The sequence below is a fragment of the Exiguobacterium sp. s39 genome (assembly GCF_018618925.1).
Taxonomy (GTDB): domain Bacteria; phylum Bacillota; class Bacilli; order Exiguobacteriales; family Exiguobacteriaceae; genus Exiguobacterium_A; species Exiguobacterium_A abrahamii.
This window is the reverse complement of record NZ_JACSNA010000002.1, coordinates 49,806-69,894: the sequence shown is the minus strand read 5'-3', so window position 1 is coordinate 69,894 and position 20,089 is coordinate 49,806. Positions and strand designations below refer to the sequence as shown.

17 protein-coding genes and 1 riboswitch are annotated in these 20,089 nt (G+C 45.8%); of the genes, 8 read left to right on the top strand and 9 right to left on the bottom strand.

Going from position 1 to position 20,089, the window contains the following annotated elements:
• Positions 1–196: 196 nt before the first annotated feature.
• The 5 genes from KNQ11_RS11860 to KNQ11_RS11840 form a co-directional block, all read right to left on the bottom strand.
• Positions 197–1,492, bottom strand: a complete 1,296-nt coding sequence (locus KNQ11_RS11860) for a DUF2252 domain-containing protein (RefSeq protein WP_214772005.1) — start codon at positions 1,490–1,492, stop codon at positions 197–199.
• Between the two features lie 67 nt (positions 1,493–1,559).
• A complete protein-coding gene (gene msrA, locus KNQ11_RS11855) occupies positions 1,560–2,507 on the bottom strand; it encodes a peptide-methionine (S)-S-oxide reductase MsrA (protein WP_214772003.1) in 948 nt (315 codons plus the stop codon).
• A 69-nt stretch (positions 2,508–2,576) separates the two neighbouring features.
• On the bottom strand, positions 2,577–2,759 hold the full coding sequence (locus KNQ11_RS11850; RefSeq protein WP_035399267.1) for a hypothetical protein: 183 nt from the start codon (positions 2,757–2,759) through the stop codon (positions 2,577–2,579).
• A 60-nt stretch (positions 2,760–2,819) separates the two neighbouring features.
• Positions 2,820–4,580: a solute:sodium symporter family transporter gene (locus KNQ11_RS11845; protein ID WP_214772001.1), complete on the bottom strand. Its 1,761-nt coding sequence runs from the start codon at positions 4,578–4,580 to the stop codon at positions 2,820–2,822.
• Positions 4,581–5,123: 543 nt separating this feature from the next.
• Entirely contained in the window at positions 5,124–6,605 is a 1,482-nt protein-coding gene (locus KNQ11_RS11840) for an amino acid permease (RefSeq protein ID WP_055969897.1), read from the bottom strand.
• 131 nt (positions 6,606–6,736) lie between these two features.
• Positions 6,737–6,925, bottom strand: a riboswitch (Lysine riboswitch).
• A 165-nt stretch (positions 6,926–7,090) separates the two neighbouring features.
• On the opposite strand from KNQ11_RS11840, the gene KNQ11_RS11835 reads away from it, so the two are divergent.
• Positions 7,091–7,546 (top strand): MarR family winged helix-turn-helix transcriptional regulator, encoded by a 456-nt coding sequence (locus KNQ11_RS11835; protein ID WP_087682215.1) that lies wholly within the window; start codon positions 7,091–7,093, stop codon positions 7,544–7,546.
• 138 nt (positions 7,547–7,684) lie between these two features.
• Positions 7,685–8,776: a diguanylate cyclase gene (locus tag KNQ11_RS11830; RefSeq protein WP_231884709.1), complete on the top strand. Its 1,092-nt coding sequence runs from the start codon at positions 7,685–7,687 to the stop codon at positions 8,774–8,776.
• A gap of 42 nt (positions 8,777–8,818) precedes the next feature.
• Here KNQ11_RS11830 and KNQ11_RS11825 read toward each other — a convergent pair whose 3' ends face one another.
• Positions 8,819–9,424 (bottom strand): TetR/AcrR family transcriptional regulator, encoded by a 606-nt coding sequence (locus KNQ11_RS11825; protein WP_050677328.1) that lies wholly within the window; start codon positions 9,422–9,424, stop codon positions 8,819–8,821.
• Positions 9,425–9,616: 192 nt separating this feature from the next.
• On the opposite strand from KNQ11_RS11825, the gene KNQ11_RS11820 reads away from it, so the two are divergent.
• From KNQ11_RS11820 to KNQ11_RS11805, 4 genes are all read left to right on the top strand, one after another.
• Entirely contained in the window at positions 9,617–10,273 is a 657-nt protein-coding gene (locus KNQ11_RS11820; protein WP_149426645.1) for an HlyD family secretion protein, read from the top strand.
• 12 nt (positions 10,274–10,285) lie between these two features.
• Complete coding sequence (locus KNQ11_RS11815; RefSeq protein WP_058265449.1) at positions 10,286–11,977, top strand: DHA2 family efflux MFS transporter permease subunit; 1,692 nt, start codon at positions 10,286–10,288, stop codon at positions 11,975–11,977.
• Positions 11,978–12,322: 345 nt separating this feature from the next.
• Positions 12,323–12,880: a hypothetical protein gene (locus KNQ11_RS11810; RefSeq protein WP_149426644.1), complete on the top strand. Its 558-nt coding sequence runs from the start codon at positions 12,323–12,325 to the stop codon at positions 12,878–12,880.
• A gap of 125 nt (positions 12,881–13,005) precedes the next feature.
• Positions 13,006–13,563 carry a nitroreductase family protein gene (locus tag KNQ11_RS11805; RefSeq protein ID WP_023466727.1) on the top strand — a complete coding sequence of 186 codons (558 nt, stop codon included), beginning with the start codon at positions 13,006–13,008 and terminating at the stop codon, positions 13,561–13,563.
• A 120-nt stretch (positions 13,564–13,683) separates the two neighbouring features.
• Here the strand turns inward: KNQ11_RS11805 and KNQ11_RS11800 are convergent, their stop codons facing one another.
• The 3 genes from KNQ11_RS11800 to KNQ11_RS11790 are packed head-to-tail and all read right to left on the bottom strand — an operon-like array spanning position 13,684 to position 16,653.
• Positions 13,684–14,886, bottom strand: a complete 1,203-nt coding sequence (locus KNQ11_RS11800) for a CDP-glycerol glycerophosphotransferase family protein (protein ID WP_149426643.1) — start codon at positions 14,884–14,886, stop codon at positions 13,684–13,686.
• 31 nt (positions 14,887–14,917) lie between these two features.
• A complete protein-coding gene (locus tag KNQ11_RS11795; RefSeq protein WP_064300479.1) occupies positions 14,918–15,943 on the bottom strand; it encodes a ribitol-5-phosphate dehydrogenase in 1,026 nt (341 codons plus the stop codon).
• The gene (locus tag KNQ11_RS11790) at positions 15,940–16,653 is read right to left on the bottom strand and encodes an IspD/TarI family cytidylyltransferase (RefSeq protein WP_056064491.1); all 714 of its coding nucleotides are present in this window, start codon (positions 16,651–16,653) and stop codon (positions 15,940–15,942) included. The genes KNQ11_RS11795 and KNQ11_RS11790 overlap by 4 nt, the downstream gene beginning before the upstream one ends.
• Positions 16,654–16,945: 292 nt before the next feature.
• On the opposite strand from KNQ11_RS11790, the gene KNQ11_RS11785 reads away from it, so the two are divergent.
• Both KNQ11_RS11785 and KNQ11_RS11780 read left to right on the top strand, forming a co-directional pair.
• Entirely contained in the window at positions 16,946–18,718 is a 1,773-nt protein-coding gene (locus tag KNQ11_RS11785; protein ID WP_214772000.1) for a CDP-glycerol glycerophosphotransferase family protein, read from the top strand.
• Positions 18,715–19,776, top strand: a complete 1,062-nt coding sequence (locus KNQ11_RS11780; RefSeq protein WP_214771998.1) for an acyltransferase family protein — start codon at positions 18,715–18,717, stop codon at positions 19,774–19,776. Before KNQ11_RS11785 ends, KNQ11_RS11780 begins: the two co-directional genes overlap by 4 nt.
• Positions 19,777–20,089 lie beyond the last annotated feature (313 nt).

Genomic DNA, 20,089 nt, shown 5'->3' with positions numbered 1-20,089 from the left:
TTGTCCTACGGAGCGAGTCGTCCGTAAGAACTTAATCAAAAATTTACGAATTTTTCTGATAAATTGATATAGGTCATTATACCTATTTCTATTTTGTTGAACGCTTTCATTCGTTAAACAAAAAAATCTGTACAAAAAAGATGGATATGTAACACATGTTACACACCCATCTAACGAGCCTTAGTTTGTTAAATTTTCAAATTGTTTTTCGGGTCTTCATCCACTCTAAAAACACTTGGTAATCCAGCTTTGTTCGTGTCACGTAGGCTTCTGACCAACGCTCGATTTGCTCTAAAAAAGCAGTGTCCGAAACACCAATGGCTTGGATGATTTCAACATCCGCATGATGTGTCAAAATTTTTTCTTTAATCCCGGCGTCCTGATCTGCCCGCGCATGGATTTTCGCGGTAATTTGACCTTGAATACACAACACGTTCTCAAGGTCTTCCTGACTTTTGATATGCTTTGCTTTTAGTTTTTTCTTATATGGCGAGCGCTCACGTACATAATATTCCTTTTTCCCAATCGTCAGGTAGCCAAGATATGGATCCTCATGTGCCTGCATCGCTTTTTGGGACGTGATGATCCGGCGTCCTTGATGAACTGTTTCTGCTTCTGGACGATAGACGGGAAGGAACAACGAAGGGACAGAAGTCTGAGCTTGTTTCATCTCTAGAATCAAATCTTCTTCCCCTCCCTCCCCCTCAATCAAGATGTAATAGCGTTCAAGACCAATCGATGCCGTTCCACTGTCTAGTTTCCGGACGATATCCTTGATTGTATAGAACGCTTCGTCACGACGATCCTCTGCGTCAATCGTCTCGATATAGGAGGACCAAGCAGACTCAATCGCTATTCGCGTCGGATCATCTATCGCTTGCATATCCGGTAATGTACAAAAACGTCTCACGCCACCCACCAGTTTCGTCCGCTCTCCCATTAATTCCTCACGTTTCTTTTCTGCTTTTTTGATCAACTTCTTGATTGGTCCTTTCGTATTATCCCGCGTAAAGCAGACATCACTCGGATCTTTTCCGAGAGCGTACTTTTTTAAATCGTGTAAGTATTCCAGGACATAATTTCGAATCGCAGGAGCCGGATCGTATCCTGCCTCTTCAGCGAACAACCGGACGGAGACCGCCATGCGAATCAAATCGTATAGATAAGATCCTAAGTACCCTTCATCAAAGTCATTGACGTCGTAGATGATCTCTCCCTTCGCATTGCCATGGACACCGAAGTTTTCAAAATGAAGATCTCCCTGAATCCACGTCGGTTTATCACGAGGCGTATCAAAACCAAGGGGGATTCGCGTCACGTCATAATAAAACAGATGCGAACTCCCACGGAAAAAGCGAAACGGACTCAAGCTCATCTTGTCGTACTTTTCCTGACGTGCTTGCTCATCGAGCTGACGGATTTCGTGATCGTAGAAATCAAGCACCTTCGCAATCGTCATTTGTCGAATCTCTTCATATACGGGTCGAAACATTCGATTCTCTCCCTCCCATTTGAAAAAAGAGCAGTCAAAACGAAATCGTTTGACTGCTCCTTACGTGTTACTCGAAATGTTTTTTATATTCCCCATATCCTGCCGAATCAAGCTCTTCAAGCGGAATAAATCGTAATGCTGCTGAGTTGATACAATAGCGAAGACCACCAAGTTCTGTCGGACCATCATCGAAGATATGACCGAGGTGACTATCCGCATTCGCAGAACGCACTTCCGTCCGCGTCATCCCGTGACTCGTATCGAGTTCGACTTCCATCTTGTCTTCTGAGATCGGTTTAGCGAAACTCGGCCAACCACAGTTTGACTGGAATTTATCTTTTGATGTGAAGAGTGGTGTACCATCGACGATATCGACGTACAGTCCTGGACGTTCTTCATCCCAGTATTCGTTACGGAAAGCGGGTTCTGTCCCGTTCTCTTGTGTGACTTTATACTGAATTGGTGTCAGACGCTCTTTCAGTTCTTTTTCCTTACCGTGGTCCTTCCACGCTTCCTTGATGAATTTCGCGCGACCTGAGCCGACACTATACATCTGATAACGGAACGGATTCTTTTTATAATAATCTTGGTGATATTCTTCGGCTGGCCAAAACGGCTTTTCTGGACGAATCTCTACCGCGATCGGACGCGAGAAGCGTCCTGATGCGTCAAGCGCTGCTTTCGAACGTTCAGCTGCTTCACGCTGTGCTTCATCGACATAAAAGATAGCCGGTTGGTACGATTCACCACGGTCATTGAATTGACCTCCACCATCTGTCGGGTCGATTTGACGCCAGAAGATCTCGAGTAATTCTTCGTACGTAATGACGGACGGATCGTACGTGACTTCAACCGCCTCCAAGTGACCTGTCGTTTCCGAACAGACCTCTTTATAAGTCGGGTTCTCTGTATGACCACCGGTATATCCTGAAATGACCTGCTCTACACCATCATATTTATGGAATGGCTTGACCATGCACCAGAAACAACCACCTGCAAATATTGCTTTTGCCATCTATCTTCCCCTCCTCTGTATGTGTCTATTTTACCGCGTTCAGAGAATGGACTCGACTTTCCTGCTCATTCAATCCTCTGGATTCGCTTTTAGACGACGCATGACGAAGTAAATCGCTGCAAAGACAAGAAGAAGTCCTCCAAGCGAATACCAGATGTTATTCAAACGATAAATCATTTGGTACAAGGCAAGCGTCACAAGCAATAATGCGATCGGTAAGAAGGCACGCTTGAAGTGGTACCAGTAATTCACGAAGATCGCCTCCTGTTTTTCTTTCATCTTACCCGATATGTCATGCCTTCTGCGAGAGGATTATTCGGCTTGACGGTACTCTTCTTCGAGATAGGTCCGGTACTTCGCTTCCCAAGCGTTTAGCGACACACGCCATAATGCGATCGTTGCAATGACAAGTCCTAACGTGACCGGCCAGAACCAAATCGATACGATTCCTGCTGTCGAAGCCAGTCCGATTTTTGAAAACAAGACGTACGTCCAAATGATGGATGTACATAATAAGATCGAGACTGGAATCGCAAATTTCCATGGAGTGAGCTCGACAGATTGTCGTCGATTGATTTTTCTTGACTGGACGGCCGGGTAACGATACCCCATGAATACCATGAACAGCACTTCAATCACAAGTAGAATACCGTACCCATGAATGTAGCTAATGCCATGATCCCAGCCGAACAGTTGTTTAAAACCGAAGACGAATAAGTAATACGCGAATACGTGAAAGACAATGACGATTTTCGCTGCAATTGCCGGAATTCGTTTCATGAAAATCCCCATTAATACGATGACGAGAATCGGAATATTGAAAAATCCTGTGAATTGCCGGATCAAACTCCATAAGCCGTCCGGCGCGTACATCAAGAATGGAGCGATAACGAAAGAGATTAAGGCAACGATCGTTCCGAACCATTTACTGACACGAATCAAATGTTCATCACTCGCCTCTTTCGCAAACACCGGCTGATAGATATCGAGGACGAAAAGTGTCGCAATACTATTTAGCAACGAGTTAAACGAACTAAAGACGGCTCCGAGTAAGACAGCTAAGAAAAATCCCATCAGCGAGACAGGCAGTAACTCCGTAATGAGTCGAGGATATGATAAATCACCGCTCGTTAGTGTGTTCCCATACAAGTGATAGGCAATGATCCCAGGAATCAGCATGAAGATCGGAACTAATAACTTCAAGAATCCTGTCATGAGGACGCCCTTCTGTCCTTCCTTCAAATCTTTTGCCCCGAGCACACGTTGAATGACATATTGATTGAGTGACCAATAAAATAAGTTCGCAAATAGGATACCCGTGAAAATCGAGAAGAACGGAACGGCATCGGTTGAGCTTCCGATTGCGTTCAGCTTCTCCGGTTGCACAGTCGCAATCGTCTTCATCCCTTGAAGTAAATTCCCGTCACCCAGTGCAATAAAGCCAAGCACCGGAACTAAGAATCCGACGAAGACAAGCCCGATCCCGTTCAAGGTATCCGAGACAGCCACCGCACGTAGCCCTCCAAAAATCGCATAAATTGCTCCGATGATCCCGACGACCCAGACGACTAACCAAAGGGATTGCGTATAACTGAGACCAAAGAGTTCCGGAACATCGAATAGCTGCAAGACAGCAATCCCACCTGAATAAAGCATCGAAGGAATCGTGACGCACATATATCCGAGCAAAAAGAGTAAGACTGTCATCCGACGAACCGTCTCGTCATACCGGTGACTTAAGTATTCCGGTAATGTCGAGATCCCAAGCCCGAGAAATTTCGGAAGCAGATAGATGGCCATGATGATCGCAGCAAATCCCGCCGTGACTTCCCACGCCATACTCGACATGTTTCCCATGAAAGATTGTCCGTTTAGTCCAATCAACTGTTCTGCCGACAAATTCGTCAGTAGTAGTGATCCGGCAATGAAAACGCCACTTAGCCCTCGACCTGCTAAGAAGTATTCATCGACGCCTTGTGTTTTCCCACGCGTCAATCGGTAGGATATGTAGGCAACGAGCAACATGAAAAACGCTGCAGAACCTAATGTAAAAAATAAATCAGATGTAGTCATGCGTCTCCCCCTGTTCTTTATTCATTTTTCTATTTTTGAATATGTATTCATTAATTCCTTTTTTATACTTTTTCAAAACTATATTTTAGAGAACGTTTTCATTTAAGGGAATAAAAAAACACCCTCATTCTAGAAGATGGTTCCGATTGCAGAAAAATGGGCTGACTCAAAAATGTCTCGTCTTCACGCCCTTTCCTCAGGCGAGATACAAGCCAATTTTCCCGCTCTATTCGAGTAGGAAAACGGGTCTTGTTTGTCTCTGACAGCGCAAAATTGCGCTTTTTCCTGTAGGAGTGGCGTGTAACGTGTCATTCTTTTTTTATACCCGGAAGGAGAATCAGAGAATCGTTTTGTTGACTCGACATCGCTTCCTAGGGAAAAACAAGCAAGAGTGACCCTGCAGCGAAGCGGCGCGATGCTTGTCCCAGGAAAACGATTCGAAACGAACAAAAAAGCGCAATCTTTCTCATCAGACTCATCAGAGAAAAATTGCACTTTGTCTTCAATCTCAATCACCTTCATTTATAGAAGGTGGTTCACACATTATGATTGACGTGGATGTTCTGGGAAGTCCATCTCGTCATAACGAACGATTGACGTCCGATTTTTGAATTTGTGTCCTAACCAGAAGGCAAGGAATAATGGAATACCAACATACGTTGCGGCAATTCCGACCCAATCGATTTGATCCGCAAGGAATGCTGCGTAGTTTTGACCAACGATGACGAGGAAACAAAGACCGAATGCGAACAGCGGACCAAACGGGAACGCTGGTGCAACATATGGTAAGTCTTTCAACGAGTGACCTTGTGCAAGGAATCCTTTACGGAAACGATAGTGACTGATTGCAATCCCGAGCCATGCGATGAAGCCTGTCATCCCCGAAGCATTGAGTAACCACAAGTAGACTTGTCCACCAAACATCGACGTCAAGAAACAGAGTGCACCGATTGCTCCTGTTGCGAGCAAAGCGTTACGCGGTACACCGTTTTTCGATACTTTCGCGAACAACTTCGGTGCATCCCCTTGGCGAGCAAGCGTATAAAGCATCCGAGTCGAAGCATACATACCTGAGTTTCCGGCAGATAGAACAGACGTCAAGATGACGGCGTTCATGAGTGCTGCTGAGAAGGCAAGACCCGCTTTTTCAAAGACAAGCGTAAACGGACTAACCGCTACGTCCGTAATGTCATTGGAAACCAAGTTCGGACTCGTATACGGAATGAGCATTCCGATGACGAAAATCGCGAAGACGTAGAAAAGCAAGATGCGCCAGAAGACTTGTTTGACTGCTTTTGGAACATTCTTTTTCGGATCTTCCGACTCACCCGCGGCAATCCCGACCAGTTCTGTACCTTGAAAACTGAATCCGGCAACGAGAATGATACCGATGACGGCAGGAATCCCACCGACGAACGGTGCATCGCCAAGTGCAAAGTTTTTAAAGCCAACCGGTGGCTCTGATGTAAAGACACCAAAAATCATCGCAACACCGACGACTAAGAAGACGATGACGGTAACGACTTTAATCATCGCAAACCAATACTCCGCTTCCCCGAATCCCTTAACGGAGAAGTAGTTCAAGCCAATCATGAGTAAGAGGAACAAGGCACTGAAATAAAATCCAGGAACATCCGGGAACCAATATGTCATGACGATTTGTGCTGCGACGAGCTCGACTGCGATCGTGACTGCCCAGTTGTACCAGTAGTTCCAGCCGAGCGCAAAGCCGAATGATGGATCGACGAATTTCGTTCCATAGGTCGAGAAGGATCCAGCGACCGGCATATACGCTGCCATTTCACCAAGACTTGTCATGAGGAAGTAGACCATCAGACCAACGATTGCATACGATAGGAGCGCCCCACCTGGTCCTGCTGCTGCGACGGAAGCACCGGACGCAATGAAGAGTCCTGTTCCGATCGCTCCACCGATGGCGATCATTGACATATGACGGGCTTGTAATCCACGTTTTAATCCTTCTGCTGTCGAATCTGTTGTTTGTTTCACATCTAGATTGTTCATTTCGTTCGCTTCTCTCTTTAATAAATTTTTGAGAGGACACTTTTTGAATGAAAAAACAAAAAGCGCCCTCATCTTCCAGATGGAAGATGAGAACGCAACATAATAAAATGGATGCGCCTCATTCTACCGTCGTGAAAGATAGCTCTCCACAAGTAGGTGATACCCGACTTGTGACAGTATTAGACCTATTTGATCTAATCCCAATCGATCATCTTCAAAGCGATGATTGATTTCGGCAATTCTTCCTTTCAGGTCACCTCATCTGTCGCTTGACGACATCCGTAACCGTACTCTTAAGAACTGCAACCTCCATCCCACTGGTTGAGTGAGAACTGAATTAAGTTAGTTATTACTACGCCATATTACACAAAACGCCACGAAATTGTCAATTGCCTTTTTCGAATCTGGGGTAGTCGATGGTAAAAATCCGATATGTTTAGTACACTAAATGGTAGAAGTCCACTGAGAGAAAGGATGCTGCTTGCATGCCACAGGAACGTGATTTGCTAACTTATCGACTCGAGGAACAAATGCGTGTCATTCTTCGTACCCTGCGACGTGAACTTAACCGGCTATTTGAAGGAACGGCGACCCGGAGTGAGTTTTTCATCTTACGAAGCCTTTCAGAAAATGGTCCTCAGCGCCCGACGCTTCTTGCGGAACAATTTGAGCTCGCGACGAGTCAAGTCACTGCTTTGACGGATAAGCTGTATAAACAAGGATATGTCACACGGACACGTTCGACGGAAGATCGTCGTTCAATCGTACTCGCTTTGACGGAGGACGGGGAACGTGCATTTCGGGATCTCGAAATCGTCCGGAAAAACTATTTACAAGACCGCTTCGGTACATTGACGGAAGAAGAGCTCGAAACGATGATTCATGTCTTTGATAAAATTTTACAGACGATGGATGAGGATACCCTTACTTCATCTTCTTAAAAACGGTAGATTTTCTACCGTTTTTTCTATTTTGGTCTAAAGATTTCCCTCTGTCTAACCGTTATCTACTTGAGTATACTGGAAGTATATATATGGAAATCTGTTAGCTGGGGGAGTTGGGAGGATTTGTTGTCCATCATGAATCAATTCATCATTAACTTTTGTCTACTGTTCACAACGATTACTCTCTTGTTCTTACCGTTTCGGAATCAACCGCGTATTTCATTGAACTCCAAATGGAGCATTCGACTTATACTCGGAGCAGTCTCTGGTCTGATTGCGGTCTTATTAATGTTCAATGGGATCCAAATCGATGTCGCCCGTGTTGATTTACGTATCGTTCCCGTCGCGATCGCCATGCTGTTCGGTGGTTTCCCAAGCGCCATCGTTGCAGGAGCAATGATCATCGGGACACGTTACTTTTTAACACCAGTTGATCAAATGGAAGGATTTTATTTATCTACGCTGATCATCGTCTTATTCATCACGACGATTGGGATCATTCGTCGATTCGTCCATGTCTCGATGCGTCATTTTCAACTTATGGTGTTGGTCGGTATTCTCTATTCGTTACCCGCCATCTACATCTTGACGCACAGCTGGTCGACATTCTTTAAAATCTCGATTGCGTACGTCTTCTTTAATTTATTAGCTGGCTTTGTTGCCTTTCGATTACTGACGGAATTACGCCGTCACTTCGAAAACATCCAGTATCAGCAGAAACTCGCCATGACGGATGCTTTGACAGGGCTCGCCAATCGCCGTCGTCTGGATGACTCGCTATCGCTTGTCGGTTCGACCGATCAAGGCTATTCACTTGTGCTCATCGATATCGATTTCTTCAAGCATGTCAATGATACATATGGTCATGATGCGGGCGATGATGTGTTACGCCAACTCGGCATGACTCTCGCTTCCTTGACGCGTCCAGACGACCTCGTCGGACGGTACGGTGGTGAAGAATTTTTAATCATCTTACCAAGTACTTCGGCGAAAGAAGCGCAAAAAATAGCAGAACTAGCTCGGCTGACGGTCGCACGTAACCTGTTCCCGACAGCAGATGTACCTGATCTACAAATTACGATCTCACTTGGGATTTCACATTCCAGTGGTTCGCATACGTCACTTGAAGCATTACAACAGGCAGATAAAGCGTTGTATTATTCAAAAGAAAGCGGACGGAATCGGAGTACGATCTATACGAAAGAACTCGCATTCCGACAGGCTTAAACTGATTGGACACTTCCGCAGGGAAGTGTCTTTTTTACGTCCTCATTCCGTCTCTTTAGGAAAACCGATACTCTCAACCGTTCCAAAGACGATCATCCGACTTAATTGTTCTGCCATATACTCTGATGAATACGGTCGACCGTTTCGTAACCAAGAAATCAACAATCCCAACTGTCCACCAATGACATAATTCAATAATAAGTCCCGATCGACGAACGTAGCTTCTTCTGTGATTTGCGGTCGAAACACAAGACGATAGTTATCTTTCAATGTATCGAGAAAACGGGAGATGAACGTTTTGATCGGTCCTTGAACGAGCATCGTTTGATAGAATAATTCATTTTCTTCGATATGAATGAACAAACGAGCAAAATAGCGACTCACCTGCTCGACTGTCGGAAAGACAGTTCCTGTACCCGTGATCCGAATTGCTTGTTCAAGTGCCTTCATTTGCTCCTCAACGATTTGGTCGAGCAAATCATACTTATCCGTATAGTGTGCGTAGAAGGTCGAACGGTTCACACCGGCTCCATCCGTCAGCATTTTGACAGTAATACTCGAGAAGCTGTGCGTCTTCAATAAACGAAATAATTCCATTGTAATACGGTCACGTGACCGTTTTGGTCGGGGATCACGGCTCTCATTCATCCATATTTCACTCCTTTTTCATCCTCTTTTCATTAATGAATCCGTTATCATCTATTTTTCCAACATTTTGTCGGAAATTGTCGGTTGTTTGTTAGCTAATGATCCATATAATTAACTATATTAATTACTCCTCCCCCCAGAGGAGTACTTTTTTTGAATCGATTGTACACAAGAAAGGATGCTAACACACCCATGAGTATGAAAAAATTATTGATCATCAATATCGTGACACTCATCGTTTTAATCGGTGGTGGTGTTGTCGGATACTACTATTACGATCAAGCAACGAGCTATGTCAAAACAGACAATGCGAAAATCGACGGTAAGATGATAACGGTTGCGAGCCCAAGCGCTGGTAAATTAACAGACTGGTCTGCGAAAACAGGCGAATCACTCGCCAGTGGAGCAACAGTCGGACACGTCATGACGGCACAAGCCGGACAAAAATCGACGGACCTCTCTGTTTCAATGCCCTCAAAAGCAACGATCGTTCAGTCGATGGCGACAAAGAACGGCTTCGTCGCAGCAGGTACACCTCTCGCCTATGGTTTTGACTTAAACGACCTTTGGGTCACAGCGAACATCGAAGAAACAGAAATCGATGAAATCAAAGTCGGACAAACAGTGGATGTCTATGTCGACAGCTATCCGGACACGACACTTTCTGGTGAAGTCGAGCAAATCGGTATGACGACGGCTTCCACGTTCTCAATGATGCCTTCTTCAAACGGAAACGCGAACTACACGAAAGTCGCACAAGTCATTCCAGTTAAAGTATCACTCTCGCAAGAAAAATCACTCGACATTCGACCTGGTATGAATGTGACCGTCCGCATTCATAAGGATTAAGGAGGGACGTTCATGTCTACTACCTTCTTGTTCGGATACAGTGCGTTCACGATTCTGATCATCATCGGCGTCAACTGGATCGCCCGTCGAAGTCGCTCATCCGACACGGCGCTGGCGACGGACGGACCGACTCTTGAGGAATCCCTCGAGGCGGAACCGACGATGACCGTGACACCACCAGTCGCAGCACCTTCAAAACAGGTATCGACTGAAAACGTCAGTATTCCGAAAGTACTGACGGTCTTACTCATCGGTATGTTCATTGCTATTTTGAACCAAACGTTGATTAATGTCGCGTTACCAGTTCTGATCAATGACTTCAACGTGTCGACGTCCACTGCCCAGTGGTTGACGACGGGCTTCATGCTCGTTAACGGGATTTTGATTCCGATCAGTGCCTTTTTGATGCGAAGCTATACGTTCCGCCAGCTGTTCCTCGCTTCGATGACACTGTTTTTCTTCGGATCGGTCATCTGTTCGATGGCAATGAACTTCCCGGTCATGATGATCGGTCGTGTCGTTCAGGCAGCGGGGGCTGGTATCTTGATGCCACTCGGATCAAACGTCTTCATGACATTGTTCCCACCGCATAAGCGCGGTGCTGCCATGGGAATGCTCGGAATCGCGATGATTCTCGCTCCTGCTGTCGGACCTACGATCACAGGATATGTCATCCAAAACTATGACTGGCACGTCATGTTTTATGCGATGTCGTTCTTTGGATTAGTGACGTTGTTACTCGGTACGGCTTGGTTCCGCCTGACGCAGCCACTCTCGAAACCTTCTTTTGACGCACTGGGCGTCTTATTCAGTACGATCGGATTCGGGAGTCTCCTTTACGGATTCAGTGAAGCCGGGAATGACGGCTGGGATAGCCCGATCGTCATCAGCACGATCGTCATCGGCTTAATTGGAATTGCTGCTTTCGCAATGCGTGAGCTGTCGATGGAAGATCCGATGTTGAATATTCGCGTGTTGAAAGTGCCGGAATTTTCGTTCACCCTCTTTATCAATGTCATCGTTACGATGGCGTTGTTCGGTGGGATGTTACTTTTACCGATTTACCTTCAAAGCATTCGCGGTTTTTCACCGGTCGATTCAGGTCTTCTCCTTTTACCCGGATCACTAATCATGGGAATCACCGGACCGATTGCCGGTCGTTTATTTGACCGCTTCGGTATTCGACCGCTCGCTATCTTCGGTTTGACGTTGATGACGTACGGGACATGGGAATTGACGCAATTGAACATGGATACATCGTATTATTCCATCATGGGTATCTACATGCTTCGGTCATTCGGTATGGCATTCATCATGATGCCAATCATGACTGCCGGTATGAACGCTTTACCGATGAAGATGATCCCGCACGGAAACGCGACACAAAACACACTTCGTCAAGTCGCCGGCTCCATCGGAACGGCAATTCTCGTCACCGTCATGACCCGTCAAACGACGGCTCACTTGGCAGACGACGCGAATCAGTTTACGACGCTCGACCCGACGCTTTCGCAACATTTAAACGATCTTGGACAACAGCTGGGTAGCTCACAAGCCGCTTCAACGAGTTGGTTTACGATGCTGACGAAACAAGCAACGATTCAAGGGATCACCGATGCGTTCTGGATTGCAACCGTCTTATCTGCGCTTGCACTGATTCTGTCCTTCTTCTTGCACGGAAAAAAAGAACCGAATCTGGATTGATTGACGAAAGGGGCTGACTCAAAAGTCAGTTTCCACAAAGGTAAGGGTGGCAGAATGATGATCTGCCACCCTTACCTCATAACAAAAAGAATGACGCGTTTCACGCAACTCCTACAGGAAAAAGCGCATCTTTGCGCTGTCAGAGACAAACAAGACCCGCTTTCCTGCTTGAATAAAGCAGGAAAACTGGCTTGTGTCTCGCCTGAAGAAAGGGCGTGAAAAGACGCGTCATTCTTTTTTGAGTCAGCCTCTTTTCTTATACTTTACGAAAAGTTCTTCTTTGCACTTCAGCCTTAAAATCGATACACTAGGGACAATGAGTTTCATATCTAAAGGAGATGCTTTATGGTTGCCTTTCTGCAATTTTATGCGTTCATCTTTGCTTGTTGTTTTGCTTGGCAAGTTGGTCGACCATCCCCTTGGTCACAAAAGATCGTTCGTGCCTTTTTAACAAGTGTCAACGGGCTCTTCGTATTCGCACGTGCCTCGATTTCAATCTTTTTATTAGTTGGACCACTATTACTCGTCACCTATCTTGTCTTCCCACGGTTAATCGCTTTTGAAAATGGTTTAGCGATGGTGATCAGCGTGCTTGTCATCGGACTGGTTGATCGTCTCGTCAGTCTCGTCGTTCTGCCACTCATACGTTCCTTTTTCTTAAAACGTCAACGCGTCATGCCACAATCGGTGGAAATGGTGCTTTATACGATGGCAATGGCTGTCTTGCTCTTTATACAGCTTCATGCTGTTCCTGGCGTTCAACTTCATGTAGCGTTAACGATTTTCCTTGGTTTTACGATCTATTTCGCCCATTATCTATTTGCCTTATACCGGATTCGTCTTATGAAAAAGAAGCTAACGACTGTTGCTCAAGATCAAGACGAGGAACGAAAAGTCTCTTAATTCGAATGCAACGAAAGATGATTTCCTATCGGGAATCGTCTTTTTTTGTTTTCTGACAAATAACGTTGACAATGATAATCGTTATCATTTATAGTGAAAAAGTACTCAGTGAGGAGATGAAACGGATGCATGCCCAACAAGTGATTGAAACACGCCGGTCGATCCGGTCCTATACGGAACAACCCGTTCCGGTCGAATTGGTAGAAGCATTACTCGACACGGCGATTTATGCCCCGAATCATAAATTACGAGAGCCTTGGCGCTTTGTTCTCGCAATCGAAGACGGACAAACACGGTATGTCGATGCCTTGATGGAATTGCTGACAGCGCGTGGTCAATTCGAGACGAAAACGTCTGAACAACGTCAACAGGCTGAACAAAAATTACGGGAAGTCCCGGTTTATTTAACGGTACTTTGTCAGGTACAAGGGACACCGGATCAACAGCTAGAGGATACACTTGCAACTGCTGCGATGATTCAAAATCTGCAGTTGGTAGCAACAGAACGAGGTCTTGGGTGTTGCTGGAAGAGCGGAAAACACTGGTTCACACCAGAGTATGCCTCACTCGTTGACGCTTCTGAAAACGAACGCGTCCTCGGCGTCATTCAAATCGGCTGGCCTGCCATCGTTCCACCTGTCAAACCTAGAACGTCCGCAAAGGACAAGTTGACGCACTTTTAAGAGGTGCGCATTCTGCGAGCTACCCCTGCTCGCGCCAATCAAGCCCCAATTCAAAAATAAAAACGTTCCGATGACGTCTCTCTCCCCAAACGGAGACGCAATCGGAACGTTTTTCTGTATTCACACTGGTGTTTTCGTATAGACAGGCGCCTCTGGAATCGTGTCATATAACATATGGTCGACGATTCGTTTGGTCGCTTCTCCGTCCTGATACGTAAAGAACTGATTCGCAAATGTCTCGATTTTCTGTGTATCGAATTGCCCACGTTTAATCCAAGCAATGACGTCTTCGAACGTCGACACGATTGGTCCCGGTACGAACGTTTCATATGGGAAGTAGAAATCGCGTTCTGCTTTATACGACTGAAGATCGTTAACGAGAAAAATCATCGGCTTCTGCAACAAGGCAAACTCAAAGATGACAGACGAATAATCCGTAATCAGAATATCCGCAATCTGCATCAAATCATTGATGTCCGGATAGTCTGTCATGTTAATGATTTGATCCGTATACGCGTCCGGTACGACGGGTGGATTGAGAACAAACGGGTGCATGCGAAGCAAGAGGACTGTATCCGGTCCAAGCTCTCGACGGAACTTCTCAAAATCAAGCTCTTGATCGTAATGTGCCGTTGTCTGTCCATTTCCTCGGAACGTCGGCGCGAGTAAGATGATTCGTTTCTTGCGCCATTCTGGATATCGGTCATACAACTTTTCTCGAACACGGGCTTGACGTGCTGTGTTCAGTAGCTGATCCGTCCGTGGAACCCCTAATGGATAGATCCTTTTCTGCTCCATTCCGAAAGCATCCGCATATGGTGCGATACATGCTTCACCAGAAACATAGACCTTGCTATAGTTCCGGTGAATCTGGACCATCTTCAAATAATCATCATCCGGTGAATAGGATTTATCAAGCACACTATAGCCGAACTTTTTAAAGGCTCCACAAGCATGCCATAGCTGAATGACTTCTGTCCCTTCCCGTAAGGACGACACATATACAGGGTAATAATAATCATCAATGATGAAGTAACGAGCAGTCGCTAACTCGTACGTCGCTCGCATCATATGAAAGACGTATTGAATTTGTCCCGCCAACGATTGAGGGAATCGCTTTAACAAAAAAACGTATTCATACCCTAAGTCGCGACGTTCGAGTTCATCGTAGACGGCACGAAAGTTATCGACAAGACGATCGGAACGATACGTCGCAAAGACGACTTTTTTCGGTTGAATCGGTAACCGTTTCGTCAACCAGTACGTCACAGCAAGCAGATAGTGGACCGTCCGTCGTTGCAATAACCGAATTTTTTGTTTCATAGACGATTCTCCTCTTTTTCAGCGCACATCGTTACATGCACCATTCCATGACCGTCTTTCCGAACCGGTTCGTTAAATCGTTTTCAAACGCTTTATGGATATCTTCGATTTGTCGAATTTGGAAGACGCCTGAAACAAGGTTCGATAAATAAGCTGGAATATCAGGATGTGCTTGATACAATTCCATCGTCCGTGCGAAATCAGCCGGTGTACTCCGACTTGAACCATAGACACGAAGACCTTTTTCAAGAATCATCCGCGTGTTGATCGCGACGGCATCCTCTGATACACCGAGTAACGCCATCGTGCCTTCCGGAATGATATAGTCGATCATCTGATTGATCGCATATTGACTGCCAATTCCCCCAACACATTCGAAACCGTGGTTGAAGGAGACATCGGCTGGAATCTGATCGATGTGGTACGTCTCGTCTGCAAACGAGAAATAGTCAAGCTTCGACTGCGTTTTGCCAAAGACAAGTAATTTCGCTTCCGGATACAACTTACGTAGCAAGAGTGCTGTGATGAAGCCAAGGTTCCCGTCACCCCACACTCCGAACGTCTCCCGACGCGGATGGGCAATCTTTTCGAAACGAGTCAAGGCATGGACCGATACACTGACGAGCTCAGTGAATGCCGCGACTTCAGGGTCAAGATCAGCCGGTACCTCGACAAGACGATCTGCTTTTAAGAACACATAGTCTTGCATATAGCCATCATATCCACTCGAACGGAAACGACTCGTTCGCAAATAGTTTTCACCGATGATGTCATCTTCTTCCGTCGGTGTATTCGGAACCATCGCGACGAGTGTTCCCTTCTTGAATGTTCCACTCGGATCATGTACGACTTTTCCGATGCCTTCATGAATCATCGCCATCGGTAATTTTTTCGCCAATACTTCCGCACTACGGCTCCCCGTGAAGTAGCGTTGATCCGCGTGACAAATCGATAAATACGTTGGACGCACGACAACACGATCGGTATTCAATGACCGTTCATCATATGTCACTTCGATTTGACGCGGGGCGACGAGTTGATAGACTTGGTTAATCATTGATGAATCCGCTCCTTCAAGATAGCATTCGCAATCCGTAGGTCGTATGGTGTCGTCACTTTAATATTGAACAGTTCACCCGTGACGAGCGCCACATCTTCTCCTTTAAGTAAAAGAATCTTACAAGCATCCGTCAAAATCGCTCGTTCTTCCGTCGAAAGCGACTCATAATGCGATTTCAACTTCGTGATCTGGAAACTTTGTGGTGTCTGCCCTTGATACATTTGATCACGAACCGGAATATCTGTGATCGTTTTACCGTTCGTTGACGCGACGATCGTATCGATTGCTGAAATGACTGTGTCGCATGAACCGAATTCTTGTGCTGCTTCAATGTTTTCTTTAATGATGCGGTGCGTCAAGAACGGACGGACAGCGTCGTGTGTGACGATGATATCTTCCTCAGACAGACCGTTTTTCTCTTCGATCCAGTTCACCGCTGCCATGATCGATTCATTTCGATCCTGTCCACCCGGTGTAATGACGAGGCGTTCATCTTTTCCAATGTATTTCTCCAAAATATCGCGCGTATAGTTAATCCAAGCAGTCGGTGTGACGATGATGATGCGGTCAAAATCCTCATGTAATAGGAATTTCTCTACTGTATGGACGATGATTGGACGTTCTCCGATCGATAAGAATTGTTTCGGTCGATCGACATTCCCCATCCGTGTTCCTTTTCCTCCAGCTAAAATGGCTGCATAAATCATCTTCTGGCGCAGTGTCTCGTTGACTCTTCCAAACGAGACGACCTGCTTCCCTCCCTTATGAAATAATCGAATTTCGGTTTTCTTTCCCTAGCGTTCAGGGTATGTGTAATGGTGCAGTCTGTGTTGAAGTGTTATTTTACAAAAACACAAAAAAATAAAGAAATCCCTATTAATTTTAATGTCTCACGATATAATGAGTGGTGATTTCTAGTTTCACTATACTATGTTCACGTAAAATTTAAAAATCTATCATGATTGTGTAAATGCATTGTAATTATTCGAGCGAGGAGAGATGGTTTTGATCGAAGAGACACTAACCCCTACTTTACATGCTGAGGTCACCTACTTGGAATTAGCTGGAACGACGTTTCGTTTCGAAGCACGTTTAAGTGGATTGGCTGATTTTTTGCGTGCCGAACAAACGTTATTTGAAAATCCTACATCGCAACAGCAACCTGAACTTGAGGAACATGACGATGAGTATATTCAGTCTGAACCTGCCGAAGCATTGATACCGCTTGAACGTGCCATTGTCTTCCGTAATAAACGAAACAAACGGACGTTCATTTGTCGCTTTCCGTTCGAAGGTGACTGGACGGAAGAAGCCTTTACAGGCGAATTGAATCTGAATCATATCACGCCGACCGGTCGTCCATTGCCGATGGGCTATTTTGATGCGTTCTTCGCCATCGTCCAAGGAAAGACGATCTTACATGAAGCGCCTTTTGGTGATACGCGTTCGTTAATCCCAGTCGCTTACCGCGTCGATACAAAACATAGTAACGCCTTGATCTTACTCGAATATGAACTTGTCGTGCAGTATTCGGAATACAGCAACTCTTTAGGTTTCCATTCCCTGAAGAAAGGCGAATCGAAACGTCTAATCCAAGTCATCGATCGCTATAAGAAGTGGAAGAAGAACATGAAGAAGCGCGCGTTCAAGTTCCGCCGTTTCACATTTAAGGCGATTTATAACATCACGAAATGGACGCAACCGATCCAAGAGAACAAAGTCATCCTCGCTTCGGATTCACGGAGTGATATCAGTGGGAACTTTGCTTATATCTTGGATGAAGTCAAGCGTCGTGATCTCGATCTCGATGTGAAGACCTTCTTCAAACCGAATCTTCAGTCTCGTCGTGATTGGCGTGACAAGTTTGCCTTGCCATACCATTTAGCGACAGCAAAGACGATTCTGGTCGATGACTTCTATCCGATGATCTATCCGTTGAATATTCGTAAAGGCAGTGATTTGGTTCAAGTCTGGCATGCCGTTGGCGCCTTCAAGACATTCGGATACAGCCGTCTCGGAAAACCAGGTGGTCCAAGCGCAAACTCGCTCAGTCATCGAAACTACACGAAAGCCATCGTCAGCTCCCATAATGTCGCCCGTCATTATGCAGAAGGCTTCGGATTACGGGAAGATCAAGTCATCGCGACCGGTATTCCACGGACGGATATGTTCTTCGATCAACCGTTCATCGAGGAAGCAAAAGCACGTATCTATGAGGAATATCCCATCTTCAAACAAAAGAAAGTCATTATGTTCGCGCCGACGTTCCGAGGAAATGGTGCGAAGAGTGCCTATTATGATTTTGATCAACTCGATCTCGATGCGCTGTACGAAGCACTTCATGAGGAGTATGTCTTCGTCCTTAAACTGCATCCATTCATCCGCCGCCGGATGGAGATTCCAGAAGTCTACGCCGACTTCTTCCTCGATTTGACGGATCATCGTGAAATCAATGAGTTACTGTTTGTCTCAGACATCTTGATTACGGATTACTCATCGACGTGCTTTGAGTTCTCTCTATTGAATCGACCGATGTTGTTCTTCGCGTATGACCTTGAGGACTATATCTCAAAACGTGATTTCTATTACGACTTCGAGGAATTCGTTCCGGGTCCAATCGTCAAGACATCAGAAGAGTTGATTGAACGGATTAAAAACAAAGACTTCGAAATGCATAACGTCAAAGCATTCGCAGAATATTTCTTTGAACATCAAGACGGGAAATCGAGCGCCCGGTTCGTTGATCAAATCCTGCTGGGTGAGAAAAAATGAATCGCTCCATCAAACCAGTGACCACACCAGCGTACGATCATTGGCTTGGGAACTATAAGGTCTTACTCATCTTCATGGTCGTCTTCGGTCATTTGATCGAGACATTCCGTGATTTACCAGGAAACGATAGTGTGAGGATGGCGTATAATGTCATTTACTTGTTGCACATGCCCGCCTTCATTTTCATGAGCGGCTACTTTTTCAAACAAGTTCGACCGCAACGCATCCTCGCCTTCGTTGCCCTGTACTTCATCTGGCAATCGATTCACGAAATCTATTTGTCCTACACGCAGGATGATTCCTTACGTGAGATGCTCGATGGGTTACTCCATCCACTCGTTCCGAATTGGACGCTTTGGTATCTGCTCGGGATCATCATTTGGCAAACCGTCACACCGGCATTCCGGGTGATGCGTTTCCCGCTGATCGTCAGTGTCTTATTTGCCTTGTTGATCAATGCCAATCCAGACTCGATCACGAACTTCCTGTCGTTACAAAAAGTCGTCAGTTTTTATCCGTTCTTCTTGATGGGTTACCTCGTCAAAGAGCGTGGTTGGTTAACTGACGCTGGCTGGCGAAAGCAGATGACGGCACCGATCGGTCGACTGATTGGACTAATCGTCTCACTCTTGATTGCCGTCTTCATGATTGTCTGGACGAAAAACGGATTTGATACGGTCTGGCTCTTCTACCGCGACACCTACGGGGAATTTGAAGTCTCGCTTCTGAAGGGAGCAGCGATTCAATTGTTCCTCTATGCTGTCAGTACGATCATGATTTTCTCGGTCTTGTTGCTCGTGCCACACCGGTCATTCGGAGATCGATTCGACCAGATCGGCATCCAGACGCTTTCGATCTACTTGATTCACTCGTTCATCGTCCGTTTGTTCCGTGATTCAGTTCCACCAGCCATTACGGAGTCGCCCCTGTTACTGATTGGACTGTCCTTCTTGCTCGCTACCGGATTCGTCTGGTTGCTGTCGAGTCGCCCCGTCGTGACAATCTTCCGACCGTTGCTGTCACCGAACATCAAATGGTTATTAAAAAAAGACCAATAAATCTGAACCGAGGCTGACTCAAAAGTCAGTCTCTACAAAGATAAGGGTGGCAGAATAAAAATCTGCCACCCTTATCTCGTAACACAAAAAATGGCGCGTCACACGCCACTCCTACAGGAAAAGCTCATTTATGCGCTGTCAGAGACGAACAAGCCCCGCTTTCCTGCTTAGCTTAAACGAAGCAGGAAAGCTAGCTTGTGTCTCGCCTGAGGAAAGGGCGTGAAAAGACGCGTCATTCTTTTTTTGAGTCAGCCCCTTTTTCGAATCCTCGACTCGTCTGCGTTGACAGGCGCTTTAGCTTGAATCTAAGATA

Excerpts from the sequence above, each read along its gene's own strand:
- KNQ11_RS11860 (WP_214772005.1), bottom strand. The coding sequence starts at position 1,492 with ATGTTTCGACCCGTATATGAAGAGATTCGACAAATGACGATTGCGAAG.
- msrA (WP_214772003.1), bottom strand. The coding sequence starts at position 2,507 with ATGGCAAAAGCAATATTTGCAGGTGGTTGTTTCTGGTGCATGGTCAAG.
- KNQ11_RS11845 (WP_214772001.1), bottom strand. The coding sequence starts at position 4,580 with ATGACTACATCTGATTTATTTTTTACATTAGGTTCTGCAGCGTTTTTC.
- KNQ11_RS11840 (WP_055969897.1), bottom strand. The coding sequence starts at position 6,605 with ATGAACAATCTAGATGTGAAACAAACAACAGATTCGACAGCAGAAGGA.
- KNQ11_RS11835 (WP_087682215.1), top strand. The coding sequence starts at position 7,091 with ATGCCACAGGAACGTGATTTGCTAACTTATCGACTCGAGGAACAAATG.
- KNQ11_RS11830 (WP_231884709.1), top strand. The coding sequence starts at position 7,685 with ATGAATCAATTCATCATTAACTTTTGTCTACTGTTCACAACGATTACT.
- KNQ11_RS11825 (WP_050677328.1), bottom strand. The coding sequence starts at position 9,424 with ATGAATGAGAGCCGTGATCCCCGACCAAAACGGTCACGTGACCGTATT.
- KNQ11_RS11820 (WP_149426645.1), top strand. The coding sequence starts at position 9,617 with ATGAGTATGAAAAAATTATTGATCATCAATATCGTGACACTCATCGTT.
- KNQ11_RS11815 (WP_058265449.1), top strand. The coding sequence starts at position 10,286 with ATGTCTACTACCTTCTTGTTCGGATACAGTGCGTTCACGATTCTGATC.
- KNQ11_RS11810 (WP_149426644.1), top strand. The coding sequence starts at position 12,323 with ATGGTTGCCTTTCTGCAATTTTATGCGTTCATCTTTGCTTGTTGTTTT.
- KNQ11_RS11805 (WP_023466727.1), top strand. The coding sequence starts at position 13,006 with ATGCATGCCCAACAAGTGATTGAAACACGCCGGTCGATCCGGTCCTAT.
- KNQ11_RS11800 (WP_149426643.1), bottom strand. The coding sequence starts at position 14,886 with ATGAAACAAAAAATTCGGTTATTGCAACGACGGACGGTCCACTATCTG.
- KNQ11_RS11795 (WP_064300479.1), bottom strand. The coding sequence starts at position 15,943 with ATGATTAACCAAGTCTATCAACTCGTCGCCCCGCGTCAAATCGAAGTG.
- KNQ11_RS11790 (WP_056064491.1), bottom strand. The coding sequence starts at position 16,653 with ATGATTTATGCAGCCATTTTAGCTGGAGGAAAAGGAACACGGATGGGG.
- KNQ11_RS11785 (WP_214772000.1), top strand. The coding sequence starts at position 16,946 with ATGGTTTTGATCGAAGAGACACTAACCCCTACTTTACATGCTGAGGTC.
- KNQ11_RS11780 (WP_214771998.1), top strand. The coding sequence starts at position 18,715 with ATGAATCGCTCCATCAAACCAGTGACCACACCAGCGTACGATCATTGG.